14 protein-coding genes and 1 pseudogene are annotated in these 18,533 nt (G+C 60.4%); 10 read left to right on the top strand and 5 right to left on the bottom strand.

The window, feature by feature from the left end; translation table 11 throughout:
• Nucleotides 1-17: 17 nt before the first annotated feature.
• Nucleotides 18-1,493: a dipeptide permease DtpD gene (dtpD, locus tag ACQUTI_RS11810; protein ID WP_004202391.1), complete on the top strand. Its 1,476-nt coding sequence runs from the start codon at nucleotides 18-20 to the stop codon at nucleotides 1,491-1,493.
• 319 nt (nucleotides 1,494-1,812) lie between these two features.
• Nucleotides 1,813-3,330 (top strand): lysine--tRNA ligase, encoded by a 1,518-nt coding sequence (gene lysS / locus ACQUTI_RS11805; RefSeq protein WP_004202393.1) that lies wholly within the window; start codon nucleotides 1,813-1,815, stop codon nucleotides 3,328-3,330.
• A gap of 131 nt (nucleotides 3,331-3,461) precedes the next feature.
• On the opposite strand, the gene ACQUTI_RS11800 is transcribed toward lysS, so the two are convergent.
• On the bottom strand, nucleotides 3,462-3,887 hold the full coding sequence (locus ACQUTI_RS11800; RefSeq protein ID WP_025999107.1) for a hypothetical protein: 426 nt from the start codon (nucleotides 3,885-3,887) through the stop codon (nucleotides 3,462-3,464).
• A 573-nt stretch (nucleotides 3,888-4,460) separates the two neighbouring features.
• Here ACQUTI_RS11800 and iolE point away from each other — a divergent pair.
• From iolE to ACQUTI_RS11785, 3 genes are read left to right on the top strand one after another with little or no spacing between them, the layout of a single operon-like run.
• The gene (iolE, locus tag ACQUTI_RS11795) at nucleotides 4,461-5,381 is read left to right on the top strand and encodes a myo-inosose-2 dehydratase (RefSeq protein ID WP_023319878.1); all 921 of its coding nucleotides are present in this window, start codon (nucleotides 4,461-4,463) and stop codon (nucleotides 5,379-5,381) included.
• Complete coding sequence (locus ACQUTI_RS11790) at nucleotides 5,378-6,550, top strand: Gfo/Idh/MocA family protein (RefSeq protein WP_004202397.1); 1,173 nt, start codon at nucleotides 5,378-5,380, stop codon at nucleotides 6,548-6,550. Before iolE ends, ACQUTI_RS11790 begins: the two co-directional genes overlap by 4 nt.
• Nucleotides 6,551-6,559: 9 nt before the next feature.
• Nucleotides 6,560-7,591 carry a Gfo/Idh/MocA family protein gene (locus ACQUTI_RS11785; protein WP_060656279.1) on the top strand — a complete coding sequence of 344 codons (1,032 nt, stop codon included), beginning with the start codon at nucleotides 6,560-6,562 and terminating at the stop codon, nucleotides 7,589-7,591.
• Nucleotides 7,592-7,833: 242 nt separating this feature from the next.
• On the opposite strand, the gene ACQUTI_RS11780 is transcribed toward ACQUTI_RS11785, so the two are convergent.
• The gene (locus ACQUTI_RS11780) at nucleotides 7,834-8,841 is read right to left on the bottom strand and encodes a Gfo/Idh/MocA family oxidoreductase (protein ID WP_117130175.1); all 1,008 of its coding nucleotides are present in this window, start codon (nucleotides 8,839-8,841) and stop codon (nucleotides 7,834-7,836) included.
• A 103-nt stretch (nucleotides 8,842-8,944) separates the two neighbouring features.
• On the opposite strand from ACQUTI_RS11780, the gene ACQUTI_RS11775 reads away from it, so the two are divergent.
• From ACQUTI_RS11775 to ACQUTI_RS11755, 5 genes and pseudogenes are all read left to right on the top strand, one after another.
• Nucleotides 8,945-9,964, top strand: a complete 1,020-nt coding sequence (locus ACQUTI_RS11775; RefSeq protein ID WP_004202400.1) for a LacI family DNA-binding transcriptional regulator — start codon at nucleotides 8,945-8,947, stop codon at nucleotides 9,962-9,964.
• 429 nt (nucleotides 9,965-10,393) lie between these two features.
• The gene (locus ACQUTI_RS11770; protein WP_002892597.1) at nucleotides 10,394-11,317 is read left to right on the top strand and encodes a sugar ABC transporter substrate-binding protein; all 924 of its coding nucleotides are present in this window, start codon (nucleotides 10,394-10,396) and stop codon (nucleotides 11,315-11,317) included.
• Between the two features lie 32 nt (nucleotides 11,318-11,349).
• Nucleotides 11,350-12,834: a sugar ABC transporter ATP-binding protein gene (locus tag ACQUTI_RS11765; protein WP_004202401.1), complete on the top strand. Its 1,485-nt coding sequence runs from the start codon at nucleotides 11,350-11,352 to the stop codon at nucleotides 12,832-12,834.
• A 19-nt stretch (nucleotides 12,835-12,853) separates the two neighbouring features.
• Nucleotides 12,854-13,876: an ABC transporter permease gene (locus tag ACQUTI_RS11760; RefSeq protein ID WP_025999105.1), complete on the top strand. Its 1,023-nt coding sequence runs from the start codon at nucleotides 12,854-12,856 to the stop codon at nucleotides 13,874-13,876.
• Between the two features lie 184 nt (nucleotides 13,877-14,060).
• Nucleotides 14,061-14,664: pseudogene (locus ACQUTI_RS11755) on the top strand (hypothetical protein).
• A gap of 53 nt (nucleotides 14,665-14,717) precedes the next feature.
• Here the strand turns inward: ACQUTI_RS11755 and ACQUTI_RS11750 are convergent.
• From ACQUTI_RS11750 to ACQUTI_RS11740, 3 genes are read right to left on the bottom strand one after another with little or no spacing between them, the layout of a single operon-like run.
• The gene (locus ACQUTI_RS11750; protein ID WP_017898803.1) at nucleotides 14,718-15,728 is read right to left on the bottom strand and encodes a LacI family DNA-binding transcriptional regulator; all 1,011 of its coding nucleotides are present in this window, start codon (nucleotides 15,726-15,728) and stop codon (nucleotides 14,718-14,720) included.
• 23 nt (nucleotides 15,729-15,751) lie between these two features.
• Nucleotides 15,752-17,152 carry a sucrose-6-phosphate hydrolase gene (locus ACQUTI_RS11745; RefSeq protein WP_049117075.1) on the bottom strand — a complete coding sequence of 467 codons (1,401 nt, stop codon included), beginning with the start codon at nucleotides 17,150-17,152 and terminating at the stop codon, nucleotides 15,752-15,754.
• Nucleotides 17,152-18,522: a sucrose-specific PTS transporter subunit IIBC gene (locus ACQUTI_RS11740; RefSeq protein ID WP_004202407.1), complete on the bottom strand. Its 1,371-nt coding sequence runs from the start codon at nucleotides 18,520-18,522 to the stop codon at nucleotides 17,152-17,154. The genes ACQUTI_RS11745 and ACQUTI_RS11740 overlap by 1 nt, the downstream gene beginning before the upstream one ends.
• Between the last annotated feature and the right edge of the window lie 11 nt (nucleotides 18,523-18,533).

The raw sequence follows: 18,533 nt of genomic DNA, 5'->3' as shown, positions 1-18,533 counted from the left end.
CGCTGCAAGGAGAACACATGAAAACACCCTCACAGCCGCGCGCGATTTACTACATCGTTGCGATCCAGATCTGGGAGTACTTCAGCTTTTACGGCATGCGCGCCTTACTCATCCTCTACCTCACCCACCAGCTTGGCTTCGACGACAGCCACGCCATCAGCCTGTTCAGCGCTTACGCATCTCTGGTTTACGTTACCCCTATTCTCGGCGGCTGGCTTGCCGACCGCCTGCTCGGCAACCGCACGGCGGTGATTGCCGGGGCGCTGTTGATGACTCTCGGCCACGTGGTGCTGGGCGTTGAGTCGACCTCCGCATGGAGCCTGTACGTCGCGCTGGCGATCATTATCTGCGGCTATGGCCTGTTCAAATCCAATATCAGCTGCCTGCTTGGCGAACTCTACGCCCACGACGATCCGCGTCGCGACGGCGGCTTTTCGCTGCTGTACGCCGCCGGCAATGTCGGCTCCATCGCCGCGCCCATCGCCTGCGGGCTGGCGGCCCAGTGGTACGGCTGGCATATCGGCTTCGCCCTGGCGGGAATCGGTATGTTCATCGGACTGATGATTTTCTTAAGCGGCAGCCGCCATTTCCGGCATACCCGCGGCGTCGATAAACCGGCGCTGCGGGCGGTGAAATTCGTGCTGCCGACCTGGGGCTGGCTGCTGGTGATGCTGTGCCTTGCGCCGGTGTTCTTCACACTGCTACTGCAAAACAACTGGTCCGGCTATCTGCTGGCGATCGTCTGCTTGTTTGCCGCCCAGATGGTGGCGCGGATCATGATCAAAGCGCCCGAGCATCGTCGCGCGCTATGGCAGATCGTCCTGCTGATGCTTGCCGGGACGCTGTTCTGGGTGCTGGCTCAGCAAGGCGGGAGCTCGATTAGCCTGTTTATCGACCACTTTGTTAACCGCCGCCTGCTGAACTGGGAGGTGCCGACGGCGCTGTTCCAGTCGGTTAATGCGGTGGCGGTGATGGCGGCCGGCGTGGTACTGGCGTGGCTGATGCGCCCGGAAGGCAGCGTACGTTCGGTGCTGCGCGTCTGGTTGAAATTCGCTTTCGGCCTGCTGCTGATGGGCGGCGGCTTTATGCTGCTGGCGCTTAATGCCCGCCACGGCGCCGCTGACGGTCAGGCCTCGATGGGCATGATGGTCGCCGGGCTGGCGATGATGGGCTTTGCCGAACTGTTTATCGACCCGGTGGCGATGGCGCAAATCACCCGCCTGAACATGCCCGGCGTCACCGGGGTGTTGACCGGGATCTACATGCTGGCCACCGGCGCGGTGGCCAACTGGCTGGCGGGCGTGGTCGCCCAGCAGACCACCGAATCGCAAATCAGCGATACGGCGATTGCCGCCTATCAGCATTTCTTCTCGCAGATGGGCGAATGGACCCTCGGCTGCGTGGCGGTGATGGTGATTATCGCCTTTGCCGCAGCCTGTAGCGTCGGCAAACGCCGCGCGGCGGCTGGCGAACTTCCCGGCGGCGGCGCCTGATGCGCGTCCCGGCGGGCTATCGGCCAGCGCGATTTATCGCCCCGGTAAGCGCAGCGCGACCGGGGGTATCCCATCAACAGCGGAGCGCAAAGCCGCTCCTTGCACAGCGTAGTGAACAGGAGGAGGATATTCTGGCAGGCGCGGAAGCCAACGATAAAAAATACCGTTAGTGAAGGCATAGCTGAGTGAGATCAGCTTGAAGTGAAGCCAGATTCGTTACTCTTGTTCTTCGGTGTAAAGCCGGAGACAGGCCGCGCGGAAGGGTGACCTGGTTCAATTTATCGAAGCTAGTTTGAAAGCAAGGTTATGAGGAACCCATATGTCTGAACAACAAGCACAAGGTGCCGATGAGGCCATTGACCTTAATAATGAACTGAAAACTCGTCGCGAAAAACTGGCTGCGCTGCGTGAGCAGGGCGTAGCTTTCCCCAACGATTTCCGTCGCGATCATACCTCTGACCAATTGCACGCTGAATTCGATGCGAAGGATAACGATGAACTCGCTTCCCTGAACGTTGAAGTTGCGGTGGCCGGCCGGATGATGACCCGCCGCGTGATGGGCAAAGCCTCCTTCGTCACCCTCCAGGACGTCGGCGGCCGTATCCAGCTGTACGTGGCCCGCGATGACCTACCGGAAGGCGTCTACAACGAACAGTTTAAGAAATGGGATCTCGGCGACATCATCGCCGCCCGCGGCAAGCTGTTCAAAACGCAAACCGGCGAACTCTCCATCCACTGCACCGAGCTGCGCCTGCTGACCAAAGCCCTGCGCCCGCTGCCGGATAAATTCCACGGCCTGCAGGATCAGGAAGTCCGCTATCGCCAGCGCTATCTGGATCTGATCGCTAACGAAGAGTCGCGCCATACGTTCCGCATCCGCTCGCAGATCCTCGCGACCATGCGTCAGTTCATGGTGGCCCGCGGCTTTATGGAAGTGGAAACCCCGATGATGCAGGTGATCCCCGGCGGCGCGTCCGCCCGTCCGTTTATCACTCATCACAACGCGCTCGATCTCGATATGTACCTGCGCATCGCGCCGGAACTGTATCTGAAACGTCTGGTGGTCGGCGGTTTCGAACGCGTGTTTGAAATCAACCGTAACTTCCGCAACGAAGGGATCTCGGTACGTCATAACCCAGAGTTCACCATGATGGAACTGTACATGGCGTACGCGGACTACAAAGACCTGATCGAACTGACCGAGTCGCTGTTCCGCACCCTGGCGCAGACGGTTCTGGGCAAAACCGAGGTGCCGTATGGCGACCAGGTTTTTGACTTCGGCAAGCCGTTTGAAAAACTGACCATGCGCGAGGCGATCAAAAAACATCGTCCGGAAACCAACATGGCGGATCTGGATAACTTCGACGCGGCGAAAGCGCTGGCGGAATCTCTCGGCATTCAGGTAGAGAAAAGCTGGGGTCTGGGGCGCATCGTCACCGAAATCTTCGATGAAGTGGCGGAAGCGCACCTCATCCAGCCGACCTTCATCACTGAATATCCGGCAGAAGTCTCCCCGCTGGCGCGCCGCAACGACGTGAACCCGGAAATCACCGACCGCTTCGAGTTCTTCATCGGCGGCCGCGAAATCGGTAACGGTTTCAGCGAGCTGAACGATGCGGAAGATCAGGCGCAGCGTTTCCAGGATCAGGTCAACGCCAAAGCGGCGGGCGATGACGAAGCGATGTTCTATGACGAAGACTACGTCACCGCGCTGGAGTACGGCCTGCCGCCGACCGCCGGTCTGGGCATCGGTATCGACCGCATGGTGATGCTGTTTACCAACAGCCATACCATCCGCGACGTAATCCTCTTCCCGGCCATGCGTCCGCAGAAGTAATCTGTTGCACTCCCTCCCGGCCCGCGCCGGGAGGTCTCCCCGCATGAGTCACATCACATTGCTTGCCTGGCCGGATGAACCGGTCACCGCAGTCTATCGGCATGGTGTGCCCCCGCCGGGGAGCAGGGAGTTTACTCTATTTTTTGCAACGTGCCGCGCTGGCTGCCGTTTGTCCAGTTGCCGTTAAAGGCGTCGTTGAGAGTAAAGGTTGAGTTTTTCACCCGGAAAGTCAGCTTACCCTGGCTCGCTTTCGCGTCCTCCACCAGATGACCATGAGTTTTCACCGTTTTAGCGGTGACGGTAATCTCATCAATTTTATCGCCATATTCAGTATAAACATACCAGGTGCCCAGCCAGGGGCCGAAGCCGCTGCTGGCCTGCTGCGCGGCGGCGGCATTCTCGGCTTTGGTTTTATGAATATCGCAGGTGGTCCCGTCGGTCATCTGCGTACAGCCGGAGCGTTCAAGCTGCTCCCGGTATTTCGCGCTAATGGCGTGGGCCGGCGCGGCGGCGACCAGCGCCAGGGTGAGGGTGGTGAAAAGCCAGGTCTTATTCATCTTATTGTTTCTCATAGCGATAGCGGCGCGCATTGTCATAAAGGTTGATACACATTGGTGTATTCTCCGGGGGCGTCAGAATAAATATAACCGCAGCCATTTCTGATAAATAATGAGCAGAAAGGCGAAGGGTTATTTATTTGTAAAAACATCATTACCCTGATTTTATTTATTACCGTATCTTTCCGCTGCTTGTCATATTATTGCAGAGAGAATGTTAAGTAATTGATGTTTTAAAAGCGATTATTTGTCACTTACGCAAATAACAGCAGGCCAGGCCTGGGCGCAGGGCTAAAGCCCGCGCTGGTGCGGTATTGAGTTTTTTTCATATTGCTATCATCATATTTCGAATGAAAGGGATAACCTCTGAAACGGGTTATTAAGCCAGTAATTTTTATCTGCAAAATAAGCCTGCGGCAAGCATTATTTCCATTAATTTTTCAGGGCTACTGGCGACAACGGATATTCCGCCCGCGGCAATGATGGATTTCCATCATTTCTCCGTTTTCATCGCTGGTCGTCGCCTGCTTATAGTGACGGCACACCAGACGACTGGCTGAAAAGGAGATAAACATGGCGACAGAGCACCTGCAGTGGGGCATTAGCCCCCTGTGCTGGACCAACGATGTGCTGGAGGATTTAGGTGGCGATATCCCTCTCGACACCTGTCTGCGCGAGGCGCGGGAGGCGGGGTTTCAGGGCATTGAGTTAGGGCGCAAGTTTCCCCGCCAGGCGGAGACGCTGGGGCCTCTGCTGGCGGCGGCTGACCTGCGGCTGGCGTCCGGCTGGTACAGCGGCTTACTGGCTGACCGCAGCGTGGAAGCAGAGCTGGAGGCGGTGCGGGGCCACGCGCAGCTCCTCCAGCAGCTCGGCGCCAGGGTCATGGTCTATGGCGAGTGCGGGCAACTGCCCGGTGAAACGCCGCTTGATGAGCCGATCTCGCTCTCACCGCCGTTAAGCCGCGTCAGTCTGACGGCGTATTGCCATAAGCTGAATACCTTTGCCGACCTGCTGCTGCGGGACTACGGTCTGCGGCTGGCCTATCACCATCACCTGATGATGCTGGTGGAGCACGACGACGAGCTGGAGCGGTTTCTGTCACAGACCCATGACAACGTCGGGCTGGCGTTTGATACCGGACACGCTTTCGTCGCCGGGGTCGATATCCCGCGCGTGCTGGAAAAATATGGTCACCGTATCCGCCATCTGCATCTGAAAGACGTCCGTCCGCAGGTGCTGGGGCGCCTGTATCGCGAAAACCTGAGCTTTAACGAGGCGGTGCGCGCCGGGCTGTTTACCATCCCTGGCGACGGCTGCATCGACTATGCGCCGATCCTCGACTTTGCCCGCGACAGCGACTACCGCGGCTGGCTGATTATCGAAGCCGAGCAGGACCCGGCGATGGCGCCGCCGTTGGCCACCGCCCGCCGCGCCTTCGCCTGGCTGGCGCACCATTTCTCGTCCCCTTCATCATCAGAGGAGCACGCATCATGAGCGCGCGGTTAAATATTGGTCTCATCGGCTCCGGTTTTATGGGCCAGGCGCACGCCGACGCTTACCGTCGCGCGGCCATGTTCTATCCCGATCTGCCGAAGCGCCCCTATCTTTACGCGCTGGCGGATCAGGATCAGGCGCTGGCCGAACGTCATGCGGTGAAGCTGGGGGCGGAGAAGGCTTACGGTGACTGGCGCGAACTGGTGAACGATCCGCTGGTGGACGTGGTGGATATTACCTCGCCGAACCATCTGCACTACACGATGGCGATGGCTGCGATCGCGGCGGGTAAACATGTCTATTGCGAGAAGCCGCTGGCGGTTAACGAGCAGCAGGCGCAGGAGATGGCGCAGGCGGCCCGGCGCGCGGGGGTGAAGACCATGGTGGCCTTTAACAACATCAAAACCCCGGCGGCGCTGCTGGCAAAGCAGATTATCGCCCGGGGCGATATTGGCGAACCGGTGCGCTTTCGCGGCACCTTTGATCAGGGGTTTTATAACGACCCGAACCTGCCCTGGTCCTGGCGCTGCTCGAAAACCCTCGGCGGCAGCGGGGCGCTTGGCGACCTCGGCGCCCATACCCTGTCCGTCGCCCAGTTTTTGATGGGCGGGATCCGTGAAGTGACCGCCAGCGCGCAAACCTGTCTGCGCCAGCGTCCGGTACCGCAGACCGATGCCGGGTATGCCAGCCGGGTCGCGGCCGATGCCGAGTGGCGGGAAGTGGAAAATGACGATCAGGTTCAGTGTCTGGTCAATTTCGACAGCGGCGCCGCGGGGGTGATTGAGGCCTCGCGCATCGCCGCCGGGCGCATCTTCGGCGTGTTCTGGGAGGTCTCCGGCACCGAAGGCACGCTGTATATGGACGGGGAGCGCTTTAACGAACTGCAGGTCTATCGCTTCCGCGATGACAAACACGACCGCGGCTTTAAAACGCTGTATGCCGGGAGCCAGATCCCGGCCTATGCCGGCTTCTTCGGCTTCGATTTTGGCGGCGGCGGGCTGGGCTATTTTGACGTCAAGGTGATTGAAGTGCATGACCTGGTGCAGGGGATTTGCGGGGACGACGACTGCTATCCCAGCTTTGAATTTGGTTTACAGAATCAGCGTGTGCTGTCGGCGATTGAAGCCTCAATGGTCAGCCGTCGCTGGGTTAACGTGGTTAAGGATTAAGGAGCCGCTATGTTTCCCTCACAATTACCGACCCCGCGCCGCCCGGCGGCGCAGAGCATTCCCTCCCTGCGCTGGGGCATTATCGGTCCAGGCTGGATCGCCGAGCGTTTTGTGCACTCATTGAAAACCCAGAGCCGGCAGCAGGTGGTGGCCGTTGCCTCCCGCAGCCAGGCGAAGGCCGACCGGGTAGCCGCGGAATGGGGGATCCCCCAGGCTTACGGCCATGTGGCGGAGATGCTGGCGCGTCCGGATATTGATGCGGTGTATATTGCGACGCCGCACAACCATCACTTTCCCGACGGCATGCAGGCGCTGAAGGCGGGCAAACACGTGCTGATTGAGAAGCCCTTCGCGCTCAACCTTGGCGAAGGACGTGAACTGCAGGCCGAAGCCGCCCGCCAGGGAAAACTGGCGCTGGAGGCGATGTGGTGCGATTACGCGCCGAAGTATGATGTGATCCGCCAGCTGCTGGAGGATGGGGTACTCGGCGACCTGCATACCCTGCTGGCCGATCACGGCGAGTATTTTACTACTGACCACCGCATCTTTAATGCCGACCTTGCCGGCGGGCCGATGATGGATCTCGGCAGCTATCTGACCTCGTTTGCGCTAATGGTGGGCGGTATGCCGCAGGAGATAGTCGCCCGCGGCAGCGCGACGGCAGAGGGGCTTAACGGTCAGACGTCGATGCTGTTCAGCTGGCGGAACGGGATGCAGGGGCTGTTAAACACGACGTTGTTCAGCAACACGCCGGGTGGGGCGGTGGTGGCCGGACGCCAGGCGACCCTGACGATCGACGGTCAGTTTTACGCCCCCGGCGGGTTCACCCTCGCTGCCAGCCAGGGCGGGCAGGCGCTGCGCTGGGAAGAGCCGCGCAATCGCTACGACCAGCTGTTCTGGCAGGCGGAGCATTTTGCCTGGTGCATCGGTCAGGGGCTGCGGGACTCGCCGCTGCGGCCGCTCAGTCGGGTGCTGCAGAATCTGCAGGTGATGGATGAGGTGCGGCGCCAGGTGGGCGCGGTGTTTAACGAAGAACGCTAAGGGGCCGGCCGGGCTTTGGGTTGCAGGCAGCGCGAGCGTGTCCGCCATTGCCCGGCACCGGGGCGCGCACGGTGCCCGCCGTCCTTGCCCGGCGGCGCTGCGCTTGCGCGGGCCTGGGATATCTATGCAACCATTTGATATTAAAGCAGATTAATGCCTGTGTTATGTAGGCCGGGCAAGGCGTTGCCGCCGCCCGGCATAAAGGCAGGTTCAGAGCCTGATAGCTGGTGCCACGCAACCCCTCATCGACAGTCGTCGACGGCGACAAACTGGCCGCGCTGCAGAGACTGAACGGCCGCTTCGGCAATCGCCTGCGCCTGCAGGCCGTCCACCAGGCCGGGCAGGTCGGCCACGGTTTCACCATTCAGAGCGCGGATAAAGGCGTCAAGATGCTGGTAATAAGATCCTTGCACCCGGCTGAACCAGTCCGGCCACAGGCCTGGCTCAATGCGCTGATTGCCGCGCCACAGGGTAGGGCCCACCGGCGACTGGCTACCGGACTCCAGCGCGCCCTCTGCGCCCAGCAGGGTGATCCGTTCATCATACCCGTGGCTGGTGCGGCGGGTGTTGTCCAGCTGCGCCAGCGCGCCGCCGCGCATCTGCATCATCAGGATGGAGGTGTCAACATCGCCAAATTCGGCGATTTCCGGCAGGGCCAGCGCCGCGCCCATCGCCGCCACGGTATGCACTTCATCGCCGGTGAGAAAGCGCAGAAGGTCGAAGAAGTGAATCGCCTGATCGCGCATCTGACCGCCGGAGCTGCGCAGATAGTCGAGCGGCGGCATGCTGGAGGCGCGGCAGACCATCTGCACCAGCTCCACCCGACCGATCGCGCCCTGCTCCAGCTGGCGGCGGAGCTGCTGATGGCTGCTGTCGAAGCGCCGGTTAAAGCCGACGGTGACCGGCACGTTCAGGGGAAGCACCCGCTCCACCACCTCGCGGGCGCGCGCCAGGGAGAGGTCGATCGGTTTTTCGCAATAGACTGCCTTGCCCGCCCGGGCGGCGGCTTCCAGCAGTTCGGCATGCGACGGGGTCGAGCTGGCGATCAGCACAGCGTCGATGGCGTCGCTACGGAGAGCCTCGCTCACCGTCACCGCCCGGGCGCCATAGCGGGCGGCCAGCGCCTGGGCGCGCTCCGGCGCGACATCGGCTACCATCGTCAACTCGCTCCCGTCATGACGGGCGAGGCTGGCGGCATGAACCTGACCGATAAAACCACTGCCTACCAGGGCAAAACGTTTGCAATTCATTATTTTTCTCCAGAATGGCGAAGGGACGGTGCCACCATAATCGGTTTGCTAAACTCACTGACACTGCCGTTTTGATGTATTTCCATCATTGAAGAGAGGGGCGATGAAAAACATGTCACTGGCGATGCTGGCCAGACAGATTGGCGTCGGCGTGGCCACTGTGGACCGGGTGCTGAACGAACGCGGCGGCGTATCGCCGCAGACCACGCGCAAAGTGCTGCAGGCGGCGCGGGAGGCGGGGCTGAAGCGGATCCTGCCGGAGGAGCACCGCTTTCCCTGGCAGATTGAGCTCTTTCTCAGCAGCAATGACTCGTTCTTTTTTCCGCAGCTGGCGCAGGATTTCGCCGCCGTCGCGGATAGCCTCGGCTATCGCCGTCTGACCCTGCACCGCACCTTTGTCCCGGAGTCGCAGCCGGCGACCCTGGCCCGGCGCATTATGCGCAGCTGCCAGCAGCGTCAGGGGATCATCGTCTTCGGCAATGACCACCCTGTGGTGCATGACGCGCTGCGCCGCTGCCGGGAAGCGGGCGTCCCCGTCATCACCCTGGCGACGGATCTGCCCGGCGCCGACCGGCTCTGCCACGTCGGGATCAATCAGCTGCAGGCTGGCCGCACCGCGGGGTTAATGATGGGGAGAATGACGCCGCGGCCCGGGGAGGTGCTGATGGTGAGCGGCCGGGAGGATTACAGCGCGCATCGCCTGCGCATCCAGGGGTTTCGCGAGGTGCTGAGCCAGCGCTTTCCCCACCTGCAGCTTAATGAGGTGCTGGCGGGCGAGGAGCGGCGGGAGCAGATCACCCGCCTGCTGGAGCAGGCTCTGTGCCGCAGCCGGCATATTGTCGGGATCTATAACACCGGGCTTGGCAATACTCAGATTGCCGAGGCGCTGGCTCGCCACCGCCGCGAAAGCGACGTCTGTTGGATCACCCATGAGCGCTACAATACCACCCGCCAGCAGCTGGCCCGGGGCAGCCTGGCGTTAACGCTCGATCAGAACACCCGCCAGCACGCCCAGCTGGCGATCGACCTGATGCTGCGCCATCTGGAGTCCGGCTATCAGCCGCAAACCTATGCCGACGGGAAAGTCGACTTTATCCTCTACAGCGCCGAGAACGTGGACTAAGGCGTGCGGCGCCTCCCTTCCTGACAACACGGATTTCCCCGGCGGGTAAATGCCAACCCCGCCGGGGGCGATCGCTTTAAAGCGTTGTCTGCCTCTCATTTTTCGCTCATTTATGCAGCAATGTTAGATGTCTGTCAAAATTCTGTTACTGCATAGTTTTAAAATTTTCATTTCAGTTATTTACTTATAAAAGTTTCAAATGTCTTGTTAATGAAATAAATGGTCTGGAATTCACGGTGTGGCATAAATGGACTGATGTTTCAAAAAAGTGATGATAAAACAGCCATTATTTGTGATTCCGATCACGACGAAATGCGGAAAACCCCGCAGCGCCGTCGCCGTTACAACAGACATTTGTCGCAACCTGACTGAAATTAATTTTTCATTTTGTTTCATTCACCGGCGTACCTACAAAATCAAGGATCAACTATGAATATTAAGAAAACGATTGTTGCCTCTTTGTTAGCCTGCATGCTGCCTGCGGTGGTTATGGCAAAAGATGTCTCCATTGGCGTCTCGATGGCGCTGTTTGACGATAACTTCCTGACGATCCTGCGTACCTCGATGCAAAAAGAGATGAAAAAAGATGGGGTGAAATCGCAGATCGAGGACGCGAAAGGGGATGTCTCCCAGCAGCTGCAGCAGGTGCAGAACTTTATCGGCCAGGGGGTGGACGCCATTATCGTTAACCCGGTGGATACCAATGCGGTGAAACCGATCATGGATCAGGCCACCAAGGCCGGGATCCCGCTGGTATTTGTGAACCGTCGCCCGCAGGCGGAGCTGACCGACAAGATGGCCTATGTGGGGTCGGACTCGATTCTCGCCGGCCGTCTGCAGATGGAAGCGCTGGCGAAGGCGATGAACGGTAAGGGCAATGTGGCGATCCTGCTCGGCGACCTGGCGAATGAATCTACTCGCGACCGCACCAAAGGGGTGGAAGAGGTCGTCGCCAAATACCCGAACATCAAAATCGTGCAGAAGCAGACCGCGAAATTCACCCGCAATGACGCCGTGGACGTGGTCAGCAACTGGATGACCAGCGGCGAGGATATCCAGGCCATCGCCTCCAACAACGATGAAATGGCGATCGGCGCCCTGCAGGCGCTGGGTAAAAATCCGAACCATATTCTCATCGCCGGCGTGGATGGCACCCCGGATGCGCTGCAGATGCTGAAGAGCGGCAAGATGATCGCCACCATCTTCCAGGATGCGAAAGGCCAGGGCGAGGGCGCCGTAGACGCGGCCATCAAGCTGGCGAACGGTGAGAAAGTGGAGAAAATCATCGACGTGCCGTATCAGCTGATCACCAAAGAGAACATGGCTGAATTTACCAATCGTAATCAGAAATAATCCTGGCCAACCCGCTGTACGGAGGTGGATGTATGAACGCTTTTGCCCTTGAAGCCGAAGGTATCAGTAAGTTCTTCCCCGGCGTGAAGGCGCTCGATAATGTCTCATTACGCGTGCGCCCGGGAACGGTGCACGCCCTGATGGGTGAGAACGGCGCCGGTAAATCCACGCTGATGAAGTGCCTGATCGGTATCTATCGCCCGGATAAAGGATCGATTCGCGTGAAAGGAGAGCCGGTTGAGTTTACCGACACCATGGATGCGCTGCGCTCGGGGATATCGATGATCCACCAGGAGCTGAATCTGGTGCCGCATATGACGGTGGCGGAGAATATCTGGCTGGGGCGCGAGCCGATGAAGTACGGCTTTGTCGACCACGGCCAGCTGACCCGCCAGACCCAGGCGCTGCTGGATAAGCTGAATATTCGCTTAACCGCCGACCGGCTGGTGGGCGACCTGAGCATCGCCGCCCAGCAGATGGTGGAGATTGCCAAAGCGGTCTCATGGAACGCGGATATTGTGATCATGGATGAGCCCACTTCGGCGCTGACCGAAGGCGAGGTAGCTCACCTGTTCACCATCATCCGCGACCTGCGGGCCCAGGGCAAAGCGATCATCTATATCAGCCATAAAATGGATGAGATCTTCGCTATCACCGATGAGATCAGCGTCTTTCGCGATGGGACCTGGGTGGGGAGCAAAAACACCACCGAATTTACCCGCCAGTCGCTGATTACCCAGATGGTGGGCCGCGAATTAACCCAGCTGTTCCCGAAATTTAATAACACCATCGGCGAAGAGGTGCTGACGGTGCGCAATCTGACGCGCCAGGGCGTGTTCCATGATGTCAGCTTTACCGTGCGTCGCGGCGAGATCCTTGGCGTGGCCGGGCTGGTGGGCGCCGGGCGCAGCGAGGTGATGGAAAGCCTGTTTGGCATGGAACGCTTCGACAGCGGCGAAGTGCTGATCGACGGGGCGCCGGTGACCATTGATTCCCCCTCCGTGGCGATTGAAAAGGGAATGGCGTTATTAACCGAAGACCGTAAAAAGTCGGGCCTGTTTCTGGTGCTGTCGGTGCTGGAAAATATGAGTATCGTCAAAATGCCGGAATATATCGGCAAGAGCGGTTTTGTCCAGCACGTGAAAATGGCCGAAGACTGCATGGAGCAAATCCGTCGGCTCAATATTAAAACGCCGACGATGGATCAAATTATTAATAACCTCAGCGGGGGGAATCAGCAAAAAGTTCTGATTGCGCGCTGGCTGTTAGCGCAACCGAAAATCTTAATTCTCGATGAGCCGACCCGCGGCATCGACGTCGGGGCGAAGGCGGAAATTTATCATCTTATCAGTGAACTGGCGAACCGGGGGGTGGCGGTCATTATGGTCTCCTCTGAGCTGCCGGAAATCCTTGGCATGAGTGACCGGGTCATGGTGATGCATGAAGGCCGTATCACCGGCATCCTGGAAAAAGACGAAGCCGACCAGGAAACCATTTTGTCGTTGGCATCCCATTGAGGCACAGAGAATGAGTAATATGAAATTAACGGCGGCTCCGGCCAGCGAGGGTTCCTCCTTCTTCGCTAATTTGCGGCATAAAATGCCGAAAGATACCGGCATCTTTGTGGTGATGCTGGTGATTGCCCTGACCTTTGAAATCGCCGGCTGGTATGTTCGCGACCAGTCGTTCCTGCTCAATACCAACCGCCTGGTGCTGATTGTGCTGCAGGTGGCGATCATCGGCATCATCGCCGTCGGCGTCACCCAGGTGATCATCACCACCGGGATTGACCTCTCCTCCGGCTCGGTTATCGCCCTCGCGGCGGTGGTGGCGGCGAGCCTGGCGCAAACCTCCGACAGCCTGTCGCCAATGTTCCCGGCGCTGGTCAACCTGCCGGCGGTGATCCCGATTTGCGCGGGGATCGGCGTCGGCCTGCTGTGCGGGCTGACCAACGGTTTCCTGGTGACGCGAACCGGCATCCCGCCATTTATCGCCACCCTCGGGATGATGGTCTCGGCGCGCGGTCTGGCGCAGTATTACACCCAGGGCAATCCGATAAGCTTCCTCTCCGACAGTTTTACGGCGATAGGCCAGGGGGCGATGCCGGTGATCATCTTCTTCGTGATTGCCGCAGTGTTTCACATTGCGCTGAAGCATACCCGGTATGGCAAATATGTGTATGCCATCGGCGGCAACATGACCTCGGCCAAAGTGTCCGGCATCAACGTGAATAAATACCTGGTGATCGTCTACACCATCGCCGGGGCGCTCTCCGGGCTGGCTGGGGTAGTGCTGGCGGCGCGCGTCAGCAGTGGCCAGTCGAGCATGGGGATGTCCTACGAGCTGGACGCGATTGCCGCGGCGGTGATCGGCGGCAGCAGCTTAATGGGTGGGGTGGGGCGCATTACCGGCACCCTGATTGGCGCGATGATCCTTGGCCTGATCAAGAGCGGCTTTACCTTTGTCGGCGTCGATGCCTACGTGCAGGATATTATTAAAGGGATCATTATCGTCGCGGCGGTGACCATCGACATGCGCCGCAACCGGAAAAAACGCTAATCTTATCAACTGGCGGCAACGGCGAAGCGCGTCGTTGCCGCCAGCCCTGTCCAGAAATAAACAAAATACGTCCCGCCAGGCGCCGGCTGTCTGTTTTTCCCGCGCTGCGCATCCTGTACAGTTTCGCGACTTTTGTTGTCCATTCGCCAGGGGGCCACGCCTTGCCCCCTGTTTCTGGAGTCGTATGAATACACCATCCTTAATCAAATCCTCGCCGCTCTCGCGACCGGGGAGAAGGGGCATTATCGTCAGCCTGCTGGCGGGACTGGCGATCCTGATCCTCAGTCGGGGCGTGAACCTGCCGGCCAGAGAGGTTTACCGTGAGATGCATACCCGGCAGCTGGAGGAGGATGCGCGGTGGGTGGCGGAACGCCTTGAACAGCGGATGAACACCCCCGCTCCGCAGCGGGAAGCGACCTGGCCGCTGGCGGTGATGCGCGCCGATCTGCATACCCTGGCCCGGCAGCGGCATTATCGGCTACTGCTGGTGAATGGCGACGGGCATCTGCTGGCGGCATCGCATGCGCTGCCGGCCAGCGTGCTGGCCCAGGTGCAGGCACAGTTCCCGCGGGAGATGCAGCCGCCGCTGTTCGGCAGCCATTACCAGACCATTCAGCCCTTCGCCCCGCATCAGCGGATGTTAAGCCGGGCGCTGAACGGCAATGCCGGCCTGGCGGGCTGGAATCTCGTGATGCTGGCGCCGGACGGCGGATTGCCCTCGCTGCTGATGGCTTACCGCTGGCAGGTAACAATTGGCCTCGGCGTGGTGCTCGCCAGCGTGCTGCTGACGCTGAGGCAGGCGTCGCGCGCCCGGCGAAAACGCTAATCGCCGCCGGCGCCGTCAGGCATGGCGAAACTGCAGGGTAGCGGGCAGATAGCGCTGGAGCGGCTCCGGCGCCTGGCCGTCGATCAGCTGGCTGAGCAGATCGTAGCAGTGCCAGGCCAGCTGGCGATTATCCTGCTGCACGGTATCAATGCGCAGGGAAAGTGAATCGTACAGATAGTGATCGTCGAAGCTGGCGAGATGAATATTGGAGTCCAACAGATGGTGCTGGCTCATATAGCGCAGGACCCCTTCCAGCAGGCCGCAGGCCGCGGTGAACAGCGCCTTCGGCGGCCGTCCCAGCCGCGCGCAGAGCGCGGCGAACATCTCGTAGCCGGAGCTGGGGTGATAGTTGCCGTTGATCACCCATTCGGGACGCAGCGTAACCCCCGCCTGAGCCAGGCCCTGGGTGAATCCCGCCAGCCGGTCGCGCGAAGGCGATAGCCGCGGCTGGCCGCCGAGAAACCAGAACTCGTCCGCATGCTGAGGGGCGATGCGGGAGATCAGTTCGGCCGTTGGGGTGACCGAGTCAGTCATCACCAGCGGCAGGGCGCTGTCGCTGGGGGAGCGGTCAAACAGCACCACCGGCAGCTGTTCGCTGAGCTTCAGGTAGTCGGCATCGCTGTGCATGCACGAGGCGACGATCAGGCCGTCGACCTGGCGGGCAATCATGTTATTGACCACCACGCTCTCCTGGCCGGGGTTTTCGTCGGTGCAGGAGATAAGCAGCTGCACGCCGGCTTCCCGGCAGAGCGTCTCAAGTTCATGGGAGAAAACGGCAAACCCGTAGTTGGTGATTTCCGGCACCACCAGGCCAATGGTATGGCTGCGGTTATCACGCAGCGAGCGCGCGTGAATGCTCGGCTGATAGTGCTGCTCGCGGGCGATCGCCAGCACGCGCTCGCGCGTCTCCTGCGCCACGCGCAGCTCTTTGCCACGACCGTTGAGTACCAGGCTGGCGGTCGCTTTGGAGACGCCCGCCAGTTCGGCGATATCTTTGATAGTTACGCGTTTGGTTTTCATCAGCACCCGGGAGCCTGAAAGCAAAACGCTTATTCTACCATGCATGGCCGCAGCAGCCAGCGGCAGAATGCCACCGGCGTCGCACCGCTGAAGATGAGCTGCCCCGGATAGCCCGGGAAGAAGCGGCTGCTCATTACCCCTTCGCCATCGTTGATGAAAATTTCCACACTGGAGCGGTCGATAAAGATCTGCAGCCGCCGCGCCTCGCCGCGCCAGTAGCGATGATGCATCTCCGCCGTCTGCAGGCCGCGGCGCGACAGGCGCAGGCCGTCGCGGTTGACGGTGAGCTGCAGGGCGCCGGCAAAATCCAGCCCCAGCGTGCTGTTGGGGGCGATGTCAAAGGCCAGCTCCATCGGGGCGAGGGGCAGAGTCTGCCCGCGCCAGCCCTGGGCTTCCCCGCGCAGGGCGGTCAGTTCGCGCAGCGGACGCTGATACAGGGCACCCGACTGCCACGCCAGTTCGCGCACGCAGGTCATCTGGTGGATCCATCCCTGCGCGCGTGTGGGCTGATGCATCTCTTCCCCGTCCGGGACGCCCATCCAGCCGACCAGCAGGCGGCGGCCATCTTCGGCCAGCATGGTCTGCGGCGCGTAGAACTCAAATCCGCTGTCCAGCTCGTGCAGCGGGCCATGGTCGAAGGCGCCGCGTTCGGCGTCGAAACGGCCTGCCATCCACACCGCAGGATAGGTATTGAGAAAACGCTGAGCTTCGCGGGCCAGCCCCTGCGGGCAGCAGATCAGCAGGTGGGTGTCCGCCAGCGGAAACAGGTCCGGGCACTCCCACATGTAGCCACCGTTCGCCAGGCCGTTAACGTCATGCCCGGCTATCTCGCCCACCAGGCGCCAATCCCGCAGGTCGCTGGCGGTAAACAGCAGCACTTTGCCGCGCTGTTGCACATCCTGCGCCCCGAGGACCATGTACCAGCGCCCGTCCTGGCGCCACACCTTAGGGTCGCGTACATGGCCGGTATAGCCTTCCGGCAGCGGCAGTACCGGCCCCAGCTTGCTGAAGGTGCCATCGGCATTTTCCGTCGCCAGACATTGCCAGGCGGTGCGCCCGCCGTCGGGGAACTTCACGTTGCCGGTGTAGCACAGGGTCAGGGTACCCTCGAACTCGACTGCGCTGCCGGAGTAGCAGCCGTTGCGGTCATACTCTTCATCCGGCATCAGGGCGATAGGTTCATGCCGCCAGTGCAGCAGGTCGGCTGAGCTCCAGTGTCCCCAGCACTTATAGGTGTGGTCGCAGGCGAGCGGGTTCCACTGATAAAACAGGTGATAACGCCCGGCGACCTGGCAAAAGCCGTTGGGATCGTTCAGCAGTCCGCTGACCGGCGCCAGATGCCATTGCGGGTAATGGTCGTCGGCCAGCGCCTGCGGCTGGCCCTGCATAACGGCCTGCAGGATCGCAGGCAGGCGTGACGGTAATGACATTATTCAGCGTCCGTTTTGTATTTCAGCGTCAGAGAGAGTACGAATGCCACGGCGAAGGCGATCGCCATCCCGATAATGTAGTTCAGCAGCGAACTGGCCTGCACGATGGCCATTCCCGGGATCGCCGTCAGGCCCACCGCGGTCATGTAGACGTGCATCGACACCACCCAGGCGCCGCCGGCGGCACCGCCCACCAGCGCGGCGATGAACGGTTTCACAAAGCGCAGGTTAATCCCGAAGATCGCCGCCTCGGTGATCCCCAGCATCGCCGAAAACGCCGACGGCAAGGTAATGGCTTTGATTTTGGCATCTTTGGTTTTAAACCACACGGCAAAGCAGGCGCCGCCCTGAGCGACGTTGGCCATCGCCCAGATAGGCAGCAGGAAGTTGACGCCGATCGACGGATTGCCGAGCAGACCCGCCTCAATGGCATGGAAGCTGTGGTGGATACCGGTAATGACGATCACCGAATAGAGGCCGCCGAACAGCAGGCCCGCCAGCCAGCCGGCATGGCTGATAAGCGTGCTGAGGATAAACGAAATGCCGTCGCCGAGCGCGCGGCCGGCCGGGCCGATCAGCAGCAGGGCGATAAAGCCAGAGATAATCACCGTCAGGAACGGCGTGAGGATCAGATCCAGCGCGTCAGGAATAACGCGGCGCAGCCGTTTTTCGACAAGGCTCATAAACCACACCGCCAGCAGCACCGGGAAGACCGTGCCCTGATAGCCGATCATCGCCACTTCGATGCCGAAGAAATTCATGGTGTGGAAGCCGGCGGCGACGCCCCAGGCGTTGGTCAACGCCGGGTGGGTGAGGATCCCGCCGAGGGTCGCGCCCAGATAAGGGTTACCGCCAAATTCGCGGGCGGCGGTAAAGCCGATCAGGATCGGCAGAATAATAAACGCCGCCGAGCTGCACATATCCAGCATGATATAGATAGCGTTGCCCGGGTCGACCCAGCCGTAGGTTTTCACCATCCCCAGCAGGCCCATCAGCAGGCCGGAGGCGACGATGGCGGGAATAATCGGCACAAAGATGTTGGACAGCAGGCGGGCAATGCGCTGGAACGGGTTCAGCTTTTTCGCCGCCAGGTCGGCGGCTTCGGATTTGCTCGATTCGCTGATACCCGCCGCCTGGATAAAGGCAGCATAGACTTTATTGACCACCCCGGTGCCGAAGATGATCTGCATCTGTCCGGCATTACGAAAGCAGCCTTTCACGCCGTCGATTTTGCCAATCGCCTGCTGGTCGGCGAGCGCGTCGTCGACCAGCACCAGCCGCAGCCGGGTGGCGCAGTGCGCGGCGCTGGCGATATTTTCCTTGCCGCCCAGCAGGGGAAGCAGTGAGCGGGAAATCTGTTCAAAATCCATAGTACCCTCTT

The sequence above is a fragment of the Klebsiella sp. 7-CIP_Kleb. genome, from assembly GCF_050378655.1.
GTDB classification, from domain to species: Bacteria; Pseudomonadota; Gammaproteobacteria; order Enterobacterales; family Enterobacteriaceae; genus Klebsiella; species Klebsiella quasipneumoniae.
This window is presented reverse-complemented; position numbering and strand designations above follow the sequence as displayed.